Source organism: Stenotrophomonas sp. AG209, assembly GCF_003550055.1.
GTDB lineage: Bacteria > Pseudomonadota > Gammaproteobacteria > Xanthomonadales > Xanthomonadaceae > Stenotrophomonas.
The window spans coordinates 454085-471844 of sequence record NZ_QXDB01000001.1 but is presented as its reverse complement, the minus strand read 5'-3'; the positions used below and the strand labels follow the sequence as shown (position 1 = coordinate 471844).

Below are 17760 nucleotides of genomic sequence, written 5' to 3'. Positions count from 1 at the left end.
CATTACCGGGCTGATGCGCTAGGCAGCACCAGCTCGAACACGGTGCCGGCTTCATCGGAGGTCACGCTTACCGTTCCGCCATGCGCCTGTGCGATCGCGCGGGTGATTGCCAGGCCCAGTCCGGCGCCCTCGTGGCGGCCGCGCTCGCCGCGGTAGAAGCGATCGAACAGGCGCGGCAGTGCTTCTTCGGCAATCGGCGCGCCGATGTTGTGCACGCTGATCCTGCACAGGTCGCCGTCCTCGACCAGACGCACCCGCACGTCGCTGCCCAACGCCGCGTGCTTCAACGCGTTCGACAGCAGGTTGGCGATCGCCCGGTGCAGCATCAGCCGGTTGCCTTCGACGCGTGCGGTGCCTTCGCGATGCAGGGTCAACTGCCGGTCTTCGGCCAGCAGGTCATAGAACTCCAACAGCGAATCCACCACTACGTCCAGCGCCACCGGCTCGCGCGAAGGCAGCGCGCCGGGCGCCTCGGCCTGCGCCAGGTACAGCAGGTCACCCACGGTCTGCGCCAGCTGCTGCAGCTCCTCGGCACAGGACACCAGCGTCTCGCGATAGGCCTCGTTGCTGCGCGGGTGCGCCAGCACCACCTGCACCTGGGTCAGCATGTTGGTGATCGGCGTGCGCAGTTCATGGGCCAGGTCACCGGAGAACCCGGTCAGCCGCGCGAAGTCCTGCTGCAACCGTGCCAGCATGCCGTTGAGCGTCTGCGCCAGCTGTTCCAGTTCGGCCGGGGCACTGCGCGCACTCAGCCGGCGCTGCAGGCGGCCAGCGGTGATCTGCCGGGCTTCATCGGCCAGCGTGCGCAGCGGCCGCAACGTTCGCCGCACCACATAGCCACCGAGCAGGCTGCTGGCCACGGCGGCACCGATGATCGCGATCGCCAACAGGTGGCGGAAGCGCTGCAGGAAATCGGCATGGCGGTCGTCGTCGATGGCCAGCAGGGTCACCAGCTGGCTGCCATCGGCCAGGGTCAGGCGCAGGTGCAGGGCATGCATGCAGCGGCCATCGGCCAGGATCCAGTCGTGCCGCCGTGGCGCAGCGTCGACCGGCTGGCTGCGCGCATGCTCGCGCAGCAGTGCCGGGGCGGTGGAGAACAGCACCGCACCGCTCCCATCAGCAATGTGGAAGGCGATATCCGGATGGTGGCCCAGCGCCTCTGCCAAGCGCTGCCCGCGCGCGGATACAGGCCCGTTGCCGGCGAGGTCACGGATCAGCGCGACCTTGTTTTCCAGTTCGATGAAATCCTGGGCGACCAGGTCGTGGCGGGCGCTGACATAGATCGCCACGCCCAGCACGGCCAGCACCAGCGTGGCGACGGTGGCGAACAGCAGCGTCAGCCGTACCGCGATGGAGCGGCGCAGGTTCATCCGCTGTGGGCTCCGCCGTCGTCCGGCGCCTCCAGCACGTAGCCCATGCCACGCACGGTGACGATCAGCCTGGCGTCGAAGCCATCGTCGATCTTGGCGCGCAGGCGGCGGATCGCCACGTCGATCACGTTGGTGTCGCTGTCGAAGTTCATGTCCCACACCTGCGAGGCGATCAACGAGCGCGGCAGCACCTCGCCGCGGCGTCGCGCCAGCAGTTCCAGCAGGGTGTACTCCTTCGGACTGAGGGTGATGCGCTGCCCAGCGCGTTCGACCCGGCGGCGCAGGGTGTCCACCACCAGATCGGCGATGACGATGCGCTCGGCCTGCGGCAGCGCCTGGCCCCGACGCAGCAGGGTACGCACGCGCGCCAGCAGCTCGGCGAAGGCGAACGGCTTGCCCAGATAGTCGTCGGCGCCCAGCTCCAGGCCCTGCACGCGGTCGGCAATGCTGCTGCGCGCGGTGAGGAACAGCACCGGCACCTGCCAGCCGGCTTCGCGCAGCCGCGACAGCACGTTCCAGCCATCCAGGCCGGGCAGCATCACGTCGAGGATGACCAGCTGGTACTCGCCGCTGCCGGCCAGATGCAGTCCATCGACGCCGTTGCAGGCGAGATCGACCACGTAGCCGGCTTCGATCAGGCCCTGGCGCAGGTAATTGCCGGTCTTGGGTTCGTCTTCGACGATCAGCAGTTTCATGATGCGCCCATCATCGCAGCTTGCGTGCAGGCCGGCTGCGCAGGCTCATGTCAGGGGATCCAATGTGCCGAGTACCGCCACGCAGGCCAGCACCAGCAGCGCCAGCACCGACTCGCAGGCCAGGCTGTGGCGCAGCGAGCGCAGCGGCCGCGGTTGCCAGCCGCCGCGGATGGAGGTGGCCAGCGCCGGCACCAGCCGCCAGCGATGCAGTGCCGCCAGCCCCAGCATGCCACCCACCAGCGCCAGCTTGATCAGCAACCATCGTCCATGCGCGGTGCCGGTCAGGGTCTGCAGGGAGCCGCCGAGATCGACATAGGTATAGGTGCCGGTCATCGCCAGCGTGGCGACGATGATCGTGCCGGGCAGGGCGAAGCGGTGCGCGGCCTGCCACAGTTCATGGGTGCGTTCGCGCAGGCGCAGGCCCTGCGGACGCAGCGCCAGCTGCAGGATGGCGGCGATTGCGCCGACCCAAGCACCGGCGGCCAGCAGATGCACGACGCCGGCCACCAGTCGCAAGGTACCGGCTAACCCATCGCCCGCAGCGGCATGCCCATTCCAGGACAGGCTGGCCAGGGCCGTGCCGGAAAGCACCAGCAGGGCTACACGGCGCAGGCCCCGCAGCGGCGCGGCGAATGCCAGCAGCGGCAGCATCGCCAGTAGCGCCAGGAGGCGCAGCAGGCCCGCTTCACCCACCGGCGTACCGGTAAGGAACCAGCGCGCCATGTCGAGGTCGATGTCGGCCGGCGACAGACCGAGCACGCTGGACAACCGGGTCACGGCATCGGTGACCCCCACCAGCAACGCGATCAGGACGAGTGCCAACAGGATGGGACGGGGCAGCGCAGGCCGGGCGAACAGGATCCGCCCGAACAGCAGCATCAGCACCAGGTACAACGCCAGCCGCAGCGCGTACGGCGAGAGCTCGGCCACGACCGCCGCCCTACTTCACGGTGAAGCGGTAGCTGCCGGTGATCGGATGGCTGTCCTGGCCGACCGCGCGCCACTGCAGTGCGTAACTGCCTGCCGGCAGCGGCTTGGCGAAGCGGGCACGCAGGGTGTGCCCGTCTTCGGAGATGTCCTGCGCGGTGGTGGGCATGGCCATCTTCATGCGGCCATGGTCCATGCTCAGTTCGATGCGGGTGGCGCGCGGCATCACCTTTTCACTGAACTGCAGCTCGATCTGGCTGGCCGGAGCCACGCTGGCGTCGGCGGCCGGCGTCGAGCGCACCAGGCTGGGATGGGCCAGGGCCAGCGGTGCAACCGCGAGGCTGGACAGCAGAAGGATGAGCGACGCGGGGCGGAACAGGGAACGGGTCATGCGCAGGCACCGGCAGGGAAGTGGCCCTCAGGGTGGAGGGCGGCGCCTTTCGCTGCCCTGACCCGTACATTACCGATCTGTCATGTTGGCCAGCGCGTCGCATGCCGATACGGGGTCACGCGCCGCTCAGTCCCAGGCCGGTGCCAGGCCGGGCGGATCGACTTCGCGGCCGTTGCGCTCAAGCGCAGCGATCGCGGCCATGTCATCGGCATCCAGGCGCAGGTCCTGGGCGAGCAGGTTGCTGGCCAGGTTCTCGCGCTTGGTCGACGACGGAATGACCGAGTAACCGCGCTGCAGCGCCCACGCCAGCGCGACCTGGGCCACGGTGGCGTGGTGCTTGTCGGCGATGGCGGCCAGCACCGGGTCCTTCAGCACCTTGCCGTAGGCCAGGGTCATGTAGGAGGTGACGGCGATGCCCTGGTCCTGCAGGAAAGCGGTCAGCGCCGGGTTCTGCAGGTAGGGGCTCAGTTCGATCTGGTTGGTGGTGATCTCGCCGGCGCCGACCACCTCGATGGCCTGCCGGGTCAGCGCAATGTTGAAGTTGGACACACCGATCTGGCGGGTCAGGCCCAGCTGCTTGGCTTCGGCCAGCGCGGTCATGTACTCGCGCAGTTCAACGCCATTGCCCGGCGCCGGCCAGTGGATCAGCAGCAGGTCCACATGATCGGTGCGCAGCTTGGCCAGGCTGTCGCGCAGGCTCGGGATCAGTTTGTCGGCGGCGTAATTGTCCACCCAGATCTTGGTGGTCAGGAACAGCTGGTCGCGCGGCACGCCGGATTCGGCGATGGCCTGGCCGACCTCGGCTTCGTTGCCGTAGATCTGCGCGGTGTCGATCGCACGGTAGCCGACCTCGAGGGCGTTGCGTACCGAGTCGATGACGGTCTGGCCGGTCAGGCGGAAAGTGCCGACGCCAAAGGAAGGAACGCTCATGGTGGACTCCAGGGACTTCGTTGAGAGCCGGTGGGCTCGGGACAGGGCGAAGTGTGGGCGCTTTACATTTGTTGATTAAGCTGTGTATACGGGAAATGCTTTTGCGCCGAGGTAAACAATGAAAACCACCCTGGATGAGCTGAAGGCCTTCGTTGCGGTGGTCGACAGTGGCTCGATCACCGCAGCGGCCGAAGGGCTGGAGCTGACCATCTCGGCCACCAGCCGCACCCTGGCGCGGCTGGAGGACAAGCTGCAGACCACGCTGCTGCGGCGGACCACGCGGCGGCTGGAACTGACCGAGGAAGGTGCAGCGTTCCTGGAGTACGCGCGCACGATCCTGGCCACGGTCGACGAGGCCGAGGAGCAGATGGCTGCGCGACGCCTGCAACCGGTCGGGCGCCTGCGCGTGGACGCGGCCACGCCGTTCATGCTGCACGTGATCGTGCCGCTGCTGGAAGGCTTCCGCGCGCGCTACCCGCAGGTGGAGCTGGAGCTGAATTCCAATGAGGGCATCACCGACCTGATCGAGAAACGCACCGACGTGGCGTTCCGCATCGGCGTGCTGCGCGATTCCACCCTGCATGCACGGCCGATCGGCCACAGCCGCATCCGCGTGGTGGTCAGCCCCGAGTACCTGCGCCGGCACGGCACGCCGACGCGCGTGGAGCAGCTGCGCACGCATGACCTGCTCGGCTTCACCCAGCCCAGTTCATTGAACGAGTGGCCGCTGCTCGATGACGATGGTGGGCCGTTCGTGATCGAGCCGGCAATCGCTTCGTCCAGCGGCGAGACGCTGCGGCAGATGGCGGTGGCCGGGCTGGGCATCGCCTGCCTGTCCGATTTCCTGACCCGACAGGACAGGCGTGAGGGCCGACTGGTGCAACTGCTCGCCAGGCAGACGCAGGATGTGCGGCAGCCGATCAACGCGGTGTACTACCGCAACACCGCGCTGGCTGCGCGCATTACCTGCTTCGTCGACCACGTGACGCAGACGCTCGGCCAGCGTCCGTTTGACGAATAAGGCGGCGTAGAGCCGGCCGCTGGCCGGCTGCCGGGTCTCTGGGGCTGCCGGCCAGCGGCCGGCACTACCAGCTGTGTATCACCTGATGCGTGGCCCATGCATGGAGGGGGTAGAGCCGGCCGCTGGCCGGCTGCCGGGATCCCGCAGCTGCCGGCCAGCGGCCGGCACTACCGGCGGTTGTGCAGCGCGCGCCGGTTGCCGATGTGTGCGCACGCCAGCAGCACGCCACCGCTGGCCGTCGCCACGCCGTGCCAGAGCAGCGATTCCTTCAACGGCAGGTACAGCGAGGCGGACAACAACAGGATGGCGCCGGCGCAGGCCAACTGCAGGGATCGCCAGTGACCATGCCGGTGCACCCCGGCCGTGGTACTGGCCAATGCCAGCGATGAGGCCAGCAGCGCGAACAGCCATTCCCAGCGCGACATCACCAGCAGCACCGTCATCGCGCCATGGCCGGGGTGCTGGAACGAACGCAGCGCCATCATCGCCGCCGGCACGAAGGCGAGCAGCAGGGGCAGGGCGATGCAGTGGGCGGCGCAGGCCAGGGACAGCCAGGCGCCGGCCAGATCAACGCGGGGATGCCAGCGTGCCGAAGTTGGCGGCTGGGCCAGGGCCCTTGCGGGCGTCGTGGGGATGTGGTCCATAATGTTACATAGTAACAATTGGAGCCTCCCCCATGAAGTGTTCTGCTGCTCTTTTCCTGCTGCTGGCTGCCAGCGCCGCACAGGCCCATGATGTCCGCCAGCTGGGTGCGCACGTACACGGCCAGGCCACCGTTGATCTTGCGCTCGACCAGCAGACGCTGGAATTCGCCCTGCAGGCACCCGGTATCGGCATCCTTGATTTCGAACGGCCGCCGGTCAATGCGACCGAGCAGGCGGCATTGGCGCGTGCGGTTGCGCTGCTGAAGGACGGTCGCTGGGTCACCCTGCCCACCGCTGCGGACTGCCGCCTTTCCAGCAGCGATGCCAAGGCGGAAGGTTTCGATGCGACGGCCACGCCGCCGCCGGCAGGACAGCATCGGCATGCGGGATTCAGCGCAACGCTGCAGTACCACTGCGCCAAGCCGGCCGAGCTGCGGGCCATCGTCGTGCGCCTGCCTGCGCTGTTCCCGGGCCTGCACGAGGTGATCGTCAACAGCGCAACCCCCCATGGCCAGAGCCGCAGCGTGCTGACCCCGGGCAACCTGCGCGTGGTGCTGGCACCGTGAGCATGCGACCGGTGATTGCGCTGGATGATGTGCAGTTCGGCTATGGCCGGCGGCTGGTGCTGGACGTGCCGCGGCTGTGGATCGAGCAGGGCAGCAGTGTGCTGCTGCGCGGGATCAGTGGCGGTGGCAAGAGCACACTGCTGGGGCTGCTGGCGGGGGTGCTACTGCCCGGCAGGGGCAGCGTCGAGGTCGCCGGCCACGGGCTGCAGGCAATGCGCGGGGCCGCACGGGATCGGTTCCGTGCCGATCATCTGGGCGTGATCTTCCAGCAGTTCAACCTGCTGCCGTTCCTCAGCGTGCGCGACAACATTGCGCTGGGCCTGCGCTTCTCGCGCCTGCGTAGCGAACGCATCAGTGGTTCGGTGGATGCCGAGATCGTGCGCCTGCTGCGCGCCCTGCAGCTGGATCCGGCGCTGATGCAGCGGCGCGCGGGTACGCTCAGTGTTGGCCAGCAACAACGCGTGGCGGCAGCACGCGCCCTGATCGGTCGGCCGGCGTTGCTGCTGGCCGATGAGCCCACCTCAGCGCTCGACCGCGAAGCGGCGACCGCCTTCCTGCAGCTGATGTCCGCGCAATGCCAGGCGGCCGGCACCACGGTGCTGGTGGTCAGCCATGACGACAGCCTGCAACCGCTGTTCGATCGCACGATTGCCCTGTCCGAGATCAACCAGGCAGGTGCCGGCCATGCTTGAACTCGCCTGGGCCAGCCTGCGCAGCCGCGCGTTGAGCGTGGGCCTGACCGTACTGGTCATCACCCTCAGCGTGGTGTTGTTGCTGGGTGTCGAACGCGTGCGCACGCAGGCGCACGAGGGGTTCGCCAGCACCGTGTCGGGCACCGACCTGATCGTGGGCGCGCGTTCGGGGCCGGTGAACCTGCTGCTGTACTCGGTGTTCCATATCGGTGACCCGACCAACAACGTGTCCTGGCAGTCCTACCAGGCGCTGTCCGCGATGCCGCAGGTGAAGTGGGCGGTGCCGCTGTCGCTGGGGGATTCCTGGCGCGGCTACCGCGTGGTCGGCACCAGCGGCGGCTACTTCGAGCACTACCGCTACGGCGCAGGGCATGCGCTGGCGTTTGCGCAGGGGCGGGCATTCGACGACCTGTACGACGCGGTGATCGGTGCCGAGGTGGCACGCGCGCAGAAGGTCGGTCTCGGCGATGAGATCGTGCTCGCCCATGGCACCGGTGCGGTCACGCTCGCCACGCATGCCGACAAGCCGTTCCGGGTCTCCGGCATCCTGCAGCGCACCGGCACGCCGGTCGATTCGTCACTGCTGGTCTCGCTGCCGGCCATCGAGGCTATCCACGTCGACTGGCGCTCGGGCGTGCAGCTGCGCAGCCAGAGCGTCAGTGCCGAGCAGGCGCGCCACCTCGACCTGACCCCGACCAGCATCACCGCGTTCATGCTCGGCCTGAACTCGCGCATCGCCACCTTCTCGGTGCAGCGCAGGATCAATGAGTATCCCGAGGAGGCGATGCTGGCCATCCTGCCCGGCGTGACGCTGCAGCAGCTGTGGCAGTCGCTGGGCACGGCCGAGCGCGCCCTGCAGCTGATCAGCGCGATGGTGGTGCTGCTGGGCATGGTCTCGCTGGTGGCGTTGCTGGTATCGACACTGCAGGAGCGGCGGCGCGAGATGGCGATCCTGCGTGCGACCGGCGCACGGCCGGGTTACATCGCCGGCCTGCTGGTGGTGGAAGCGGTGGCGACCAGTGCCGTGGCCTGCGTGCTGGCGTTGGCGCTGCTGGTGGCCGCCAGCATTGCCGGGCGTGGCTGGGCGCTGGCGACCTTCGGTCTGTCGATCACCCATGTGTGGCCGGATGGCCGCGAACTGGCGTGGGTGGCGGGCGTGCTGGCGATCAGCACGGCGGCCGGGCTGGTGCCGGCGTTGCTGGCCTACCGGCGCACGCTGGCCGATGGCCTGTCACCGGGAGGCTGAGCATGCGCTGGTTGCTGTCGCTGCCGATGGTGCTGGCACTGGCCGCCTGCGAGCGGCCGGTGGATACCGGTGTGCAGGCCTTGCCGCCATCGCCGCTGGTTGAACGCGAGCGCCCCGCAGACGCCACGGAGCAGGAGCTGGATTGGCTGCAGATGATGCCGAAGGATGAGCTGGCCGCGCTGGAGCGGGGCGGGGGCCCGGAGGTGGAGCACAACGGCAACCGGCGTATGCCGCAGTTCGGCACGTTCCGCACCGTGGATACGGTGCTACAACGTCCGGTGCGCCTGCCCGGCTACGTGGTACCACTGGCCAACGCGCAGGACGGGCGCCTGACCGAATTCCTGTTCGTGCCGTACTACGGCGCCTGCATCCACGTGCCGCCACCGCCGCCGAACCAGATCGTGCACGTGGTGCTGCCGCGCCCGATCGCGATGCCGGACATGTACTCGCCGTTCTTCCTGGCCGGCACCCTGCGCGCCGAACGGCTGGATGACGAGCTGGCCGGCTCGGCCTACACCATGCGCGATGCGGAGCTGAGGCCGTATGAACCGTAATGTCCTGATGGGAGTGGCGTGCTGCCTGGGCTTGCTGGGGTGCACGCAGGCAGGCGGGAACGCGACGACCGTCACTGCTGCACCGGCCCCCGCGCCGGCACAGCCCGTCGCGGCTGGGCCCGTCGCGGCTGAAGCACCCATCGACCGTTGGGACGCGCTGCGGCCCGATGAGGTGACCTATCAGCGCCCGCCACCGCAGATCGGCCTGTCACGCAATGGCATGGAGGGGGTGGGCGGGCTGATCGACGACACCGGCTCCGGCACGCCGCCGGGTCAGGAGATCGACCATTCCAGCCCGGACCGCGCCAAGCAGTTCGGCTCCTCGCGCGTCGTCGACGCCGTCGACGGTCGCGCGGTGGATCTGGATGGCTACGTGGTACCGCTTGGCACCAACGATGCAGGCCTGGTCGATGAACTGCTGTTCGTGCCGTTCTACGGTGCGTGCATCCACGTGCCGCCGCCGCCACCGAACCAGATCATCCACGTGACCCTGGCCACGCCGATCGCACTGGGTGACCTGTGGGATCCGTACCGGTTGGCCGGTCGCCTGCAAGTGAAGCGCTTCGATGCGGACATTGCCAGCGCGTCCTACGATGCCGCAGCGGCAACGCTGACGGCGATCCACAACTGATGCGTGCGCGCTGGACCATCGTTGCAGCAGCCTTGCTGGTGGCGGTTGCGCTGCTGGTGTGGTGGCAGCGGCAGGCTGCACCCATCGCGCCACCCGCCATCGCATTTCCGCCGCCTTCGTCCGGTGCCAGCCAGCGCATCGAACAACGTCTCGGCGAAGACCATGCCTTTCGCAACGACGTGCTGTTCCTGCTTGCGGCGACCCTGCGCGACCGCTGCCAGCCGGCGCAGGCGGGACTGCTGGCGCGCATGGCCAATCGTGCATCGCTGCCGGTGCTGGCGGCGGTCAGTGCGGTGACCCAGCAGGATCCATCACTGGACCGGCCGATCTACCAGTACATCCAGCATCGGGCGGACGCGACGCCGTGTGGCCAGCCGCTGCAGATGCCGTTGGCCGGTGGGCGCAGCATGGCCGTGGACATCGAGCAGTACGCGCGCACTTTCCCGGACAGCTATTTCGACCCGCAGCGCAGCAGCGAGCCGCGGGATTTCGGCGGACTGTCGCTGCAGCAACGCGCAGGGAATTCCTGCAACAGCGTGGTGTATTCGGTGTTGCCGCTGGGCGGCAGCGATTGGCGGTGCAGCAGCCTGCGCGCCAATGCCCGCGCACGGGTGCGTGGGCTGTGCGAGGACGAACTGCGGCGCCAGCATGGGGGAACGGGCGGGGAACTGGACATGGCCGTGGGGCAGGGCATGCAGGGCGCGGTGGTGTCGGCGATTGCCGCGCTGCCGGACGACTGCCGATAAGCGTTTACCAGTAGAGCCAGGCCATGCCTGGCTGGCGGTTCAGCCAAGCAGGTCCGGCTCTACAAACGCTGAACCGGTGGATCCTGAAGGTCATAACTATACAGGACATCCTGTATAGTTATGGCCGTACTCCACCCCATCAGGTTCTCCCATGGCTTTGTCCCAGCCCCTGGCCGGTGCTCCGGCCCTGTCGCGTGCCCGTCGCTGGGCGCTGTTGTTCACCGTCGCCGCTGGTCTGTTGCTGGTCACGCTCGACAACTCCGTGCTCTACACCGCACTGCCCACCCTGACCGAGGAACTCTCGGCCAGTGCCGGGCAGGCGTTGTGGATCATCAACGCCTACCCGCTGGTGATGGCCGGCCTGCTGCTCGGTGCCGGCACGCTGGGCGACCGCATCGGCCACCGCCGCATTTTCCTGATCGGCCTGGTGGTGTTCGGCCTCGCCTCGCTGGCAGCGGCATTCGCCGACAGCGCCGCGCAGCTGATCGCTGCCCGTGCGTTACTGGCAGTTGGTGCGGCGGCGATGATGCCGGCCACGCTGGCCCTGATCGGCCTGAGCTTCCACGAAGAGCGCGAGCGCAACATCGCCATCGCGATCTGGGGTTCGGTGGCGATCGTCGGTGCGGGTCTCGGCCCGATCATCGGTGGCTGGCTGCTGCAGCACTTCTGGTGGGGTTCGGTGTTCCTGATCAACGTACCGGTGGTGGTGGTGGCCTTCGTCGCTACGCTGCTATTGGCGCCGGAAGGCCAGCGCGACACGTCGCGCCCCTGGGACATGGTGTCCTCGCTGCTGGCGCTGGCCGCACTGTCCGGCCTGGTGCTGGCGATCAAGTCGCTGATCGCTACGCCGCCGTCGTATGCCCTGGGTGCGGGCGCGCTGCTGTTGGCGGTTATTGCGGGTGCGGCGTTCGCGCGCCGCCAGCAGCAGCTGCCGTACCCGCTGCTGGACTTCGCGATCTTCCGCAATCCGGCGTTCCTGGCCGGCACGCTGTCGGCGGTGTTCACCCTGTTTGCCATGGCTGGCCTGCAGCTGGTCACCACCCAGCGCTTCCAGCTGGTGGCGGGCTTCACCCCGCTGCAGGCGGGTCTGCTGGTGTCGGTGGCGGCGCTGGGCAGCCTGCCGAGTGCGCTGCTGGGCGGTAGCATCCTGCACCGTGTCGGCCTGCGCCCGCTGATCTGCGGCGGCCTGGCCGCAGGTGCGCTGGGTGTCGGCGTGGTGGCGTTCGGTTTCCCGCATGGCCTGGGTTGGGTGGTGGCTGGCATGGCCATCACCGGGTTCGGCATGGGCTCGGCCATCTCGGTGGCGTCCACTGCCATCCTCAACAACGTACCGGCGCACCGTGCGGGCATGGCCTCGTCGGTCGAAGAGGTGTCGTATGAATTCGGTGGCCTGCTGGCGGTGGCGATGCTGGGCAGCCTGAGCGCGGCGATGTATGGCGCCTTCCTGCCGGCCTCGGCCGACATGCCCGAGCTTGCCCGCGAAGGCTTCACCCAGGCGCTGCACGTGGCGCGCGAAAGCGGGCAGGGCGAGTGGTTCGCACTGGCTGCGGCCGCGTATGACCGCGGCTACCAGATCGTGCTGCTGGTGATCACGGTGATGCTGGTGCTCGGCGCGACGATCATCGCGCGCCTGCTGCGTGGCCGCGTCGGCAGCCGCGAGGGCGCGGCCGATCGCGTAAAATAAGGCGATGAGAACCAGCAAGCGCGACCGCATCCTCGACGCCGCCGTCAACGTGATCAATCGTGACGGTGTGCGTGCGGTGACCTTCGAGTCGGTGGCGGCCGAGGCCCAGCTGACCCGTGGCGGCCTGCTGTACCACTTCCCGTCGCGCGAGGCACTGCTGCGCGGCATCGACGAGCACCTGGTGCAGGCCTGGGAGACGTCGATGGAATCGCTGCTGGGCAAGGGTGCGGAAGAAGCATCGGCGCTGGAGCGCTACCAGACCTTCGTGCGCGTCTCGGCACAGAGCGCTACCCGTGCCGAACTGATGTTCATGCTCGAATCGGCCGACCCGGACGCCGATGAGCGTCCTTGGGGCCCGGCGGTACGGCGTTGGGCGCCGTTGCCGCCGTCGGCCGGGCAGAATGACCCGGCCGCGCTCGACAATTTCGTGGCACGCCTGGCCGCCGATGGCCTCTGGATCTACGAGGCGATGTACGAAGGCCAGCTGGATGAAAGCGTGCGCGCCCAGGTGGCCGAACGCATCGCCGGGCTGCTGGCGAAGCCCGATGGAACGTCCAGCTGAGCCGTCGACCGACGCGCGGACATCGCTCTTGGTAGCGCCGACCGCTGGTCGGCTGTCTTGTAGCGTCGAGCCTTGCTCGACTGCCTTCCGGTCACGCCACAGAATCCCGCGCTCCGCGCGATAGTCGACCAGCGGTCGACTCTACCCGACCTGTGCTGCGGTCGCTGCCAACCACGCCCGTGGCGAAGCCCCCAATCGCTTCCGGAATGCCTTCGACAACGACGCGGTATCGGCAAACCCGACCTCGATCGCCACCTGCTTGACCGCCACGCCCGCCCGCAGTTGCGCGCAGGCCAGGCTGAGCCGCCAGTCGAGCAGATAGCTGGCCGGCGTTGCCTGCATCACGTCCTTGAACACGGCCGCGAACGCGCTGCGTGACATGCCGGCGGTCGCGGCCATCCGTGGCAGCGTCCATTCGTCCTGCGGCGCCTGGTGCATCGCCACCAGCGTGCGTGCCAGCCGCGCGTCGGACAGCCCGCGCATCAGCCCATGGCTGACGCCTGCCGCATCCGGATGGTCCACCACCCAGCGCAGGATCTGGATCAGCGCCACCTCGAACAGGCGGTTGGTCAGCAGCCGTGACCCGCAGCGCTGGCGGTCGGCCTCGGTGAACAGCAGGTGCAGGGTGTCGTCCAGTTCGGTGATCGCGGCCAGCGGCACCACCATCACCGGCGGCAGCGACTGCACGATCGGATTGCGCGCGCCGCCGTCGAAGTCCAGCGTTGCGCAGGTGAAATCCGGGCCATCCAGCGGCGCATTGAAGAACACATGGTGCAGCGGTTGTGGGTACAGCAGCAGGCTGGGTGCGTCGATCTTCAACCGCGGCAGCGCGATATCGCCATCGGGATGGCGGACCTCCATCTCACCCCGGCGCAGGATGTGCAGGAACGCACGACCGGGCTGCGGCTCGAAGACATGGCGCCCGCACAGCGGACCGCTGTGGAACAGCGCGGCCTGCACCCGGAAACGTTCCAGCAGGGAGGAGAGGCGGTCGGGTGGAGAGGTGTCGGCGGGCATGCTCATGGATGGTTGGACAACATATGAGGCGTATTGAGCCTGATGCGTCCGGCGAGTCTACCTAGGATGAGCGGGTCGTCCAATCCCGGGCGCTTTCCCAAGGAGATCCACCATGTCCCGTGTCCCCCTGATCGATGCCGCCAACACCACCGCCGACCGCCAGGCCCTGCTGGGCCAGGTCCACGCCGCGTTCGGCGCCACCCCGGCCATGTTCCGCGCCGTGGCCAACTCGCCGGCCGCCCTGCAGAGCATGTGGGGTTCGTTCGGCGCGCTGGGCGGCGGTCGCCTGTCGCCGCTGCTGGGCGAGCAGATCGCCGTGGCCATCGCCAACCGCAATGCCTGCGAGTACTGCCTCGCCGCGCACACGGCATTGGGCCGCAAGGCCGGCGCCAGCAGCGAGCAGATGGCCGCCGCGCAGATCGGCCAGTCCAGCGATCCGGCCACGTCGGCGGCGCTCGACTTTGCGCTGAAGGTGGTCGAGGAGCGTGCGCAGATCGCCGACGGCGACGTGCAGGCGCTGCGTGCGGCGGGCTTCGATGATGAGCAGATCGTGGAGATCCTCGCGCATGTGGCGCTCAACCTGTTCACCAACTACGTCAACGTCGCGTTCGACGTTCCGGTGGACTTCCCGAAGGTGGCCCTGCGCTGAGGTGTATCAGGCCGGGGGCGCCTTGCTCCCGGCCGTTCTCAGCTGTCGTGGCTGTCGTCCGGCCGAAGCCGTTCGGGATGGGTATACACATTGAACCCGCTCTCCCGCGCGAACCCGACCAGGCACAGGCCGGCGCTGCGGGCCAGGTCGATCGCCAGCGCGGTCGGCGCCGACACCGCAGCCAGCACGCTGGCGCCGGCGCGCACCGCCTTGCTGACCATTTCGTAGCTGGCGCGGCTGGAGATCACCAGCAGGCCGCCGTCGATGGCGTGCTCGTTGTGATGCAGTGCGCCGATCAGCTTGTCCAGCGCATTGTGGCGACCGACGTCCTCGCGCACCCAGCCGATCCGGCCGCTGGCATCGGCCCAGGCCGCGGCATGGGTCGAACCGCTCACCGCATTCATCGGCTGGTGCTGCGCCAAGGTGGCCAACGCCCGCTGCAGGGCGGCGGGCGGGTAACTGCGCCGCTCGCGGATCTGCGGCAACGGGCGCAGCACTTCTTCCAGCTGGCGCGTACCACACAGGCCACAGCCACCACGACCGGGCAGCAGGCGCCCATTGGCCGGGTCCAGGTCGGCGCCGGGCGCCTCGTCGGCCACGGTCATCTGTAGTTCGATGCCTTCCAGCTGCGGGCGGACGTCGATCGACAGCAGCTGTGCCGGGGTGTCGATCAGCCCTTCGCTGAGCGAAAACCCGAGTGCGAAATCTTCCAGGTCACACGGGGTGGCCATCATCACCGCGAAGGCAGCGCCGTTGTAGCGCAGCGCCACCGGCACCTCTTCGGCCACCACGTCGACCTGCTGCTGGTGCCCCTCGTTGCGCCAGCGCTGCAACGGGCGTTGCGCGGTGCCGGCAGGCGGGGTATGCGGCGGGATCGAATCAGGCATGCAACGCGTCCGGACAAGGGAGAAACGCGGGCGGGCCACCGCCTGCGGTTTCGAGAATAGCGCAGTGGTCGCTCGCAGACGCGGCTGTAACCGTTGCCATGGCAGGGTGTGCTGAAAACAGCCTGTCCCCTCTGGCGAAGCGCCGTGGGCCGTGCTTGACTGAGCGGCTGGTCGTGCTACTGAATGTACCGCCGGACCGCATTGTGCCGTTCGTTGCTGCGTTCCTCCCGCCAGGTTCCCGAACATGTCCGAGCAGAAGCCGCCGCGTTACAAGCCCTACAACCAGCCCGCCGGTGGCTGGGGTGCCGCCGGCGCGACCGCCAAGGTGCTGCTGCAGCAGAGCGTGATCGGCAAGGGGTCGAAGGCGTTGCTGGCGATGAACCAGCCCGGCGGCTTCAAGTGCCCGAGCTGCGCGTTCCCTGATGCTGACGAACGAAAGAAGCTGGAGTTCTGTGAGAACGGCGCCAAGGCGCTGGCCTGGGAAGCCACCCAGTTCCGCGCCGGTCGTGAGCTGTTCGCCCAGCACACCGTCACCGAACTGATGGCGCAGACCGATTACTGGCTGGAGATGCAGGGCCGGCTGACCGAGCCGATGCGCTACGACGCGGCGACCGACCATTACGTGCCGTGCAGCTGGGACGAGGCCTTCGCGCTGATCGGCCGCCACCTGCAGGCGCTGGACAGCCCGCACCAGGCCGAGTTCTACACCTCCGGGCGCACGCCCAACGAAGCCGCGTTCCTGTATTCGATCTTCGTGCGCGAGTTCGGCACCAACAATTTCCCGGACTGCTCGAACATGTGCCACGAGCCGACCAGTCGCGGCCTGCCGCCGGCCATCGGGGTGGGCAAGGGCACCATAGTGCTGCAGGATTTCGAGCATGCCGAGGCGATCTTCGTGATCGGCCAGAACACCGGCACCAATTCGCCGCGGATGATGAGCAACCTGGTCGAGGCGCGCAAACGCGGCATCCCGATCGTGGCGGTCAATCCGATGCCCGAGCGCGCGCTGATCCGTTTCGCCGAACCGCAGGACGTGGTGCAGATGGCCACGTTCGGTTCGACCGAGATCACCAGTGAGTTCGTGCACATCCGCATCGGCGGCGACCTGGCCCTGATCAAGGGCATGATGAAGGTGATGTTCGAGCGCGAAGCGCAGGGCGAGCGCGTGCTCGACCACGACTTCCTGGCCGAACACACCGTGGGCCTGGAGGCGCTGCGCGAGGACGTGCTGGCGCAGGACTGGGACCAGATCGTGCAGGTGTCCGGCATTTCGCAGGCGCAGATCCGCCGGTGCGCGGAGATCTACATCCGTTCCAAGGCCACCGTGATCTGCTACGGCATGGGCCTGACCCAGCACCAGTACGGCTCGCGCCTGCTGCAGCAGGTGGCCAACCTGCTGATGCTGCGCGGCAACTTCGGCAAGCCCGGCGCTGGCATCGGTCCGATCCGTGGGCATTCCAATGTGCAGGGCGACCGCACCGTCGGCATCGACGAGAAGCCCAAACCGGCCTACCTGGACCGCGTGCAGCAGGTGTTCGGCTTCGATCCGCCGCGCGAGCACGGCCATCACGTGGTCGAGTCGATCGAAGCGATGCTGGATGGCAGTGCCAAGGTGTTCATCGGCCTCGGCGGCAACTTCATCCATGCGGTGCCCGACACGCCGCGCGCGTACGAGGCGATGCGCGGCCTGGAGCTGACGGTCGGCATCGCCTCCAAGCTCAACCGCGGCCATCTGGTGCACGGCCGCGATGCGCTGATCCTGCCGGTGGTGGCGCGCTCGGAGCGCATCATTACGCCGGCCGGCGAGCAGTTCGTCACCATCGAAGACGCGATGTCGAACGTCACCGCCTCGCGCGGTGTGCTGGAACCGGTCAGTGCGGAGGTATTGCCCGAGGTCGAAATCGTCTGCCGCATGGCGATGGCCACGCTGCCGCACAGCAGGGTCGACTGGGCCGGGTGCATGCATGACTACACACCCATCCGCGAACTGATCGCTGCCGTGTACCCGGAGATCTACACCGGCTTCAACGAGCGCATCCAGCAGCCGCACGGCTTCCATCTGGACATTCCACCGCGTCGCCGCGTGTGGCCTACGCCGAACGGCAAGGCCAACATCCTGGTGATGTCCGGTCTGGACGTGGACGATCCGGTGCACGACCCGGACATGCTGCGGCTGGCCACGGTGCGCTCGCACGATCAGTACAACACCACCATCTACAGCTACAACGACCGCTATCGCGGCGTGTACAACGATCGTATGGTGCTGTTCATGAACATCGAGGACCGGCTGGCGCGCGGGCTGGAGAAGGAAGCGCTGGTCAGCCTGGAGACGATCAGTGGCGATGGCGTGCAGCGGCGCATCGAGGGCCTGACCGTACTGGACTACCCGATGCCGCGCGGCGCGCTGGCCGGCTACTACCCCGAACTGAACCCGTTGTTGCCGCTGGGCTACTACGACCGGATCAGCGGCACGCCCGCGGCCAAGTCGATCCCGGTGCGGATGAGTGCAATGGCGGCGGCGATTGCGTGACACGCGCATCGGCTATCA

Annotated in this window: 19 protein-coding genes; 11 read left to right on the top strand and 8 right to left on the bottom strand. The window is 68.2% G+C overall.

Annotation, left to right across the window (positions count from 1 at the left end):
• Positions 1–2 precede the first annotated feature (2 nt).
• From DFO63_RS02195 to dkgB, 5 genes are all read right to left on the bottom strand, one after another.
• Entirely contained in the window at positions 3–1370 is a 1368-nt protein-coding gene (locus DFO63_RS02195) for a heavy metal sensor histidine kinase (RefSeq protein WP_119006340.1), read from the bottom strand.
• Positions 1367–2065 (bottom strand): heavy metal response regulator transcription factor, encoded by a 699-nt coding sequence (locus tag DFO63_RS02190; RefSeq protein WP_049444950.1) that lies wholly within the window; start codon positions 2063–2065, stop codon positions 1367–1369. The genes DFO63_RS02195 and DFO63_RS02190 overlap by 4 nt, the downstream gene beginning before the upstream one ends.
• 45 nt (positions 2066–2110) lie before the next feature.
• Positions 2111–2995 (bottom strand): copper homeostasis membrane protein CopD, encoded by an 885-nt coding sequence (copD, locus tag DFO63_RS02185; protein WP_049444952.1) that lies wholly within the window; start codon positions 2993–2995, stop codon positions 2111–2113.
• A 10-nt stretch (positions 2996–3005) separates the two neighbouring features.
• A complete protein-coding gene (copC, locus tag DFO63_RS02180) occupies positions 3006–3383 on the bottom strand; it encodes a copper homeostasis periplasmic binding protein CopC (RefSeq protein WP_049444953.1) in 378 nt (125 codons plus the stop codon).
• Positions 3384–3509: 126 nt separating this feature from the next.
• Complete coding sequence (dkgB, locus tag DFO63_RS02175) at positions 3510–4313, bottom strand: 2,5-didehydrogluconate reductase DkgB (RefSeq protein ID WP_049444956.1); 804 nt, start codon at positions 4311–4313, stop codon at positions 3510–3512.
• A gap of 118 nt (positions 4314–4431) precedes the next feature.
• On the opposite strand from dkgB, the gene DFO63_RS02170 reads away from it, so the two are divergent.
• The gene (locus DFO63_RS02170; protein WP_049444958.1) at positions 4432–5334 is read left to right on the top strand and encodes a LysR substrate-binding domain-containing protein; all 903 of its coding nucleotides are present in this window, start codon (positions 4432–4434) and stop codon (positions 5332–5334) included.
• Positions 5335–5501: 167 nt separating this feature from the next.
• On the opposite strand, the gene DFO63_RS02165 is transcribed toward DFO63_RS02170, so the two are convergent.
• Entirely contained in the window at positions 5502–5978 is a 477-nt protein-coding gene (locus DFO63_RS02165) for a MerC domain-containing protein (protein WP_119006339.1), read from the bottom strand.
• Positions 5979–6010: 32 nt separating this feature from the next.
• Between DFO63_RS02165 and DFO63_RS02160 the strand changes: the two genes are divergently transcribed.
• The 8 genes from DFO63_RS02160 to DFO63_RS02125 all read left to right on the top strand — a co-directional run bounded on the left by DFO63_RS02160 (position 6011) and on the right by DFO63_RS02125 (position 12659).
• Positions 6011–6544 carry a DUF2796 domain-containing protein gene (locus tag DFO63_RS02160; RefSeq protein ID WP_049444963.1) on the top strand — a complete coding sequence of 178 codons (534 nt, stop codon included), beginning with the start codon at positions 6011–6013 and terminating at the stop codon, positions 6542–6544.
• On the top strand, positions 6541–7236 hold the full coding sequence (locus tag DFO63_RS02155) for an ATP-binding cassette domain-containing protein (RefSeq protein ID WP_049444965.1): 696 nt from the start codon (positions 6541–6543) through the stop codon (positions 7234–7236). Before DFO63_RS02160 ends, DFO63_RS02155 begins: the two co-directional genes overlap by 4 nt.
• Positions 7229–8482 carry an ABC transporter permease gene (locus DFO63_RS02150; protein ID WP_119006338.1) on the top strand — a complete coding sequence of 418 codons (1254 nt, stop codon included), beginning with the start codon at positions 7229–7231 and terminating at the stop codon, positions 8480–8482. The genes DFO63_RS02155 and DFO63_RS02150 overlap by 8 nt, the downstream gene beginning before the upstream one ends.
• 2 nt (positions 8483–8484) lie before the next feature.
• A complete protein-coding gene (locus tag DFO63_RS02145) occupies positions 8485–9036 on the top strand; it encodes a DUF3299 domain-containing protein (protein ID WP_049444969.1) in 552 nt (183 codons plus the stop codon).
• Positions 9026–9667, top strand: coding sequence for a DUF3299 domain-containing protein (locus DFO63_RS02140; RefSeq protein ID WP_049444971.1), 642 nt, complete (start codon positions 9026–9028; stop codon positions 9665–9667). Before DFO63_RS02145 ends, DFO63_RS02140 begins: the two co-directional genes overlap by 11 nt.
• On the top strand, positions 9667–10413 hold the full coding sequence (locus DFO63_RS02135; RefSeq protein WP_119006337.1) for a hypothetical protein: 747 nt from the start codon (positions 9667–9669) through the stop codon (positions 10411–10413). The genes DFO63_RS02140 and DFO63_RS02135 overlap by 1 nt, the downstream gene beginning before the upstream one ends.
• A gap of 151 nt (positions 10414–10564) precedes the next feature.
• The gene (locus DFO63_RS02130) at positions 10565–12097 is read left to right on the top strand and encodes an MFS transporter (RefSeq protein ID WP_101765560.1); all 1533 of its coding nucleotides are present in this window, start codon (positions 10565–10567) and stop codon (positions 12095–12097) included.
• A gap of 4 nt (positions 12098–12101) precedes the next feature.
• Complete coding sequence (locus DFO63_RS02125; protein WP_119006336.1) at positions 12102–12659, top strand: TetR family transcriptional regulator; 558 nt, start codon at positions 12102–12104, stop codon at positions 12657–12659.
• 141 nt (positions 12660–12800) lie between these two features.
• Here the strand turns inward: DFO63_RS02125 and DFO63_RS02120 are convergent, their stop codons facing one another.
• Positions 12801–13682, bottom strand: coding sequence for an AraC family transcriptional regulator (locus DFO63_RS02120; protein ID WP_119006335.1), 882 nt, complete (start codon positions 13680–13682; stop codon positions 12801–12803).
• A gap of 106 nt (positions 13683–13788) precedes the next feature.
• Between DFO63_RS02120 and DFO63_RS02115 the strand changes: the two genes are divergently transcribed.
• Positions 13789–14325 (top strand): peroxidase-related enzyme, encoded by a 537-nt coding sequence (locus tag DFO63_RS02115; RefSeq protein WP_049444982.1) that lies wholly within the window; start codon positions 13789–13791, stop codon positions 14323–14325.
• A gap of 38 nt (positions 14326–14363) precedes the next feature.
• Here DFO63_RS02115 and fdhD read toward each other — a convergent pair whose 3' ends face one another.
• Positions 14364–15212 (bottom strand): formate dehydrogenase accessory sulfurtransferase FdhD, encoded by an 849-nt coding sequence (gene fdhD, locus DFO63_RS02110; protein WP_049444984.1) that lies wholly within the window; start codon positions 15210–15212, stop codon positions 14364–14366.
• A 244-nt stretch (positions 15213–15456) separates the two neighbouring features.
• Here fdhD and DFO63_RS02105 point away from each other — a divergent pair, with 244 nt between their 5' ends.
• Positions 15457–17742: an FdhF/YdeP family oxidoreductase gene (locus tag DFO63_RS02105; protein WP_119006334.1), complete on the top strand. Its 2286-nt coding sequence runs from the start codon at positions 15457–15459 to the stop codon at positions 17740–17742.
• Positions 17743–17760: the final 18 nt, after the last annotated feature.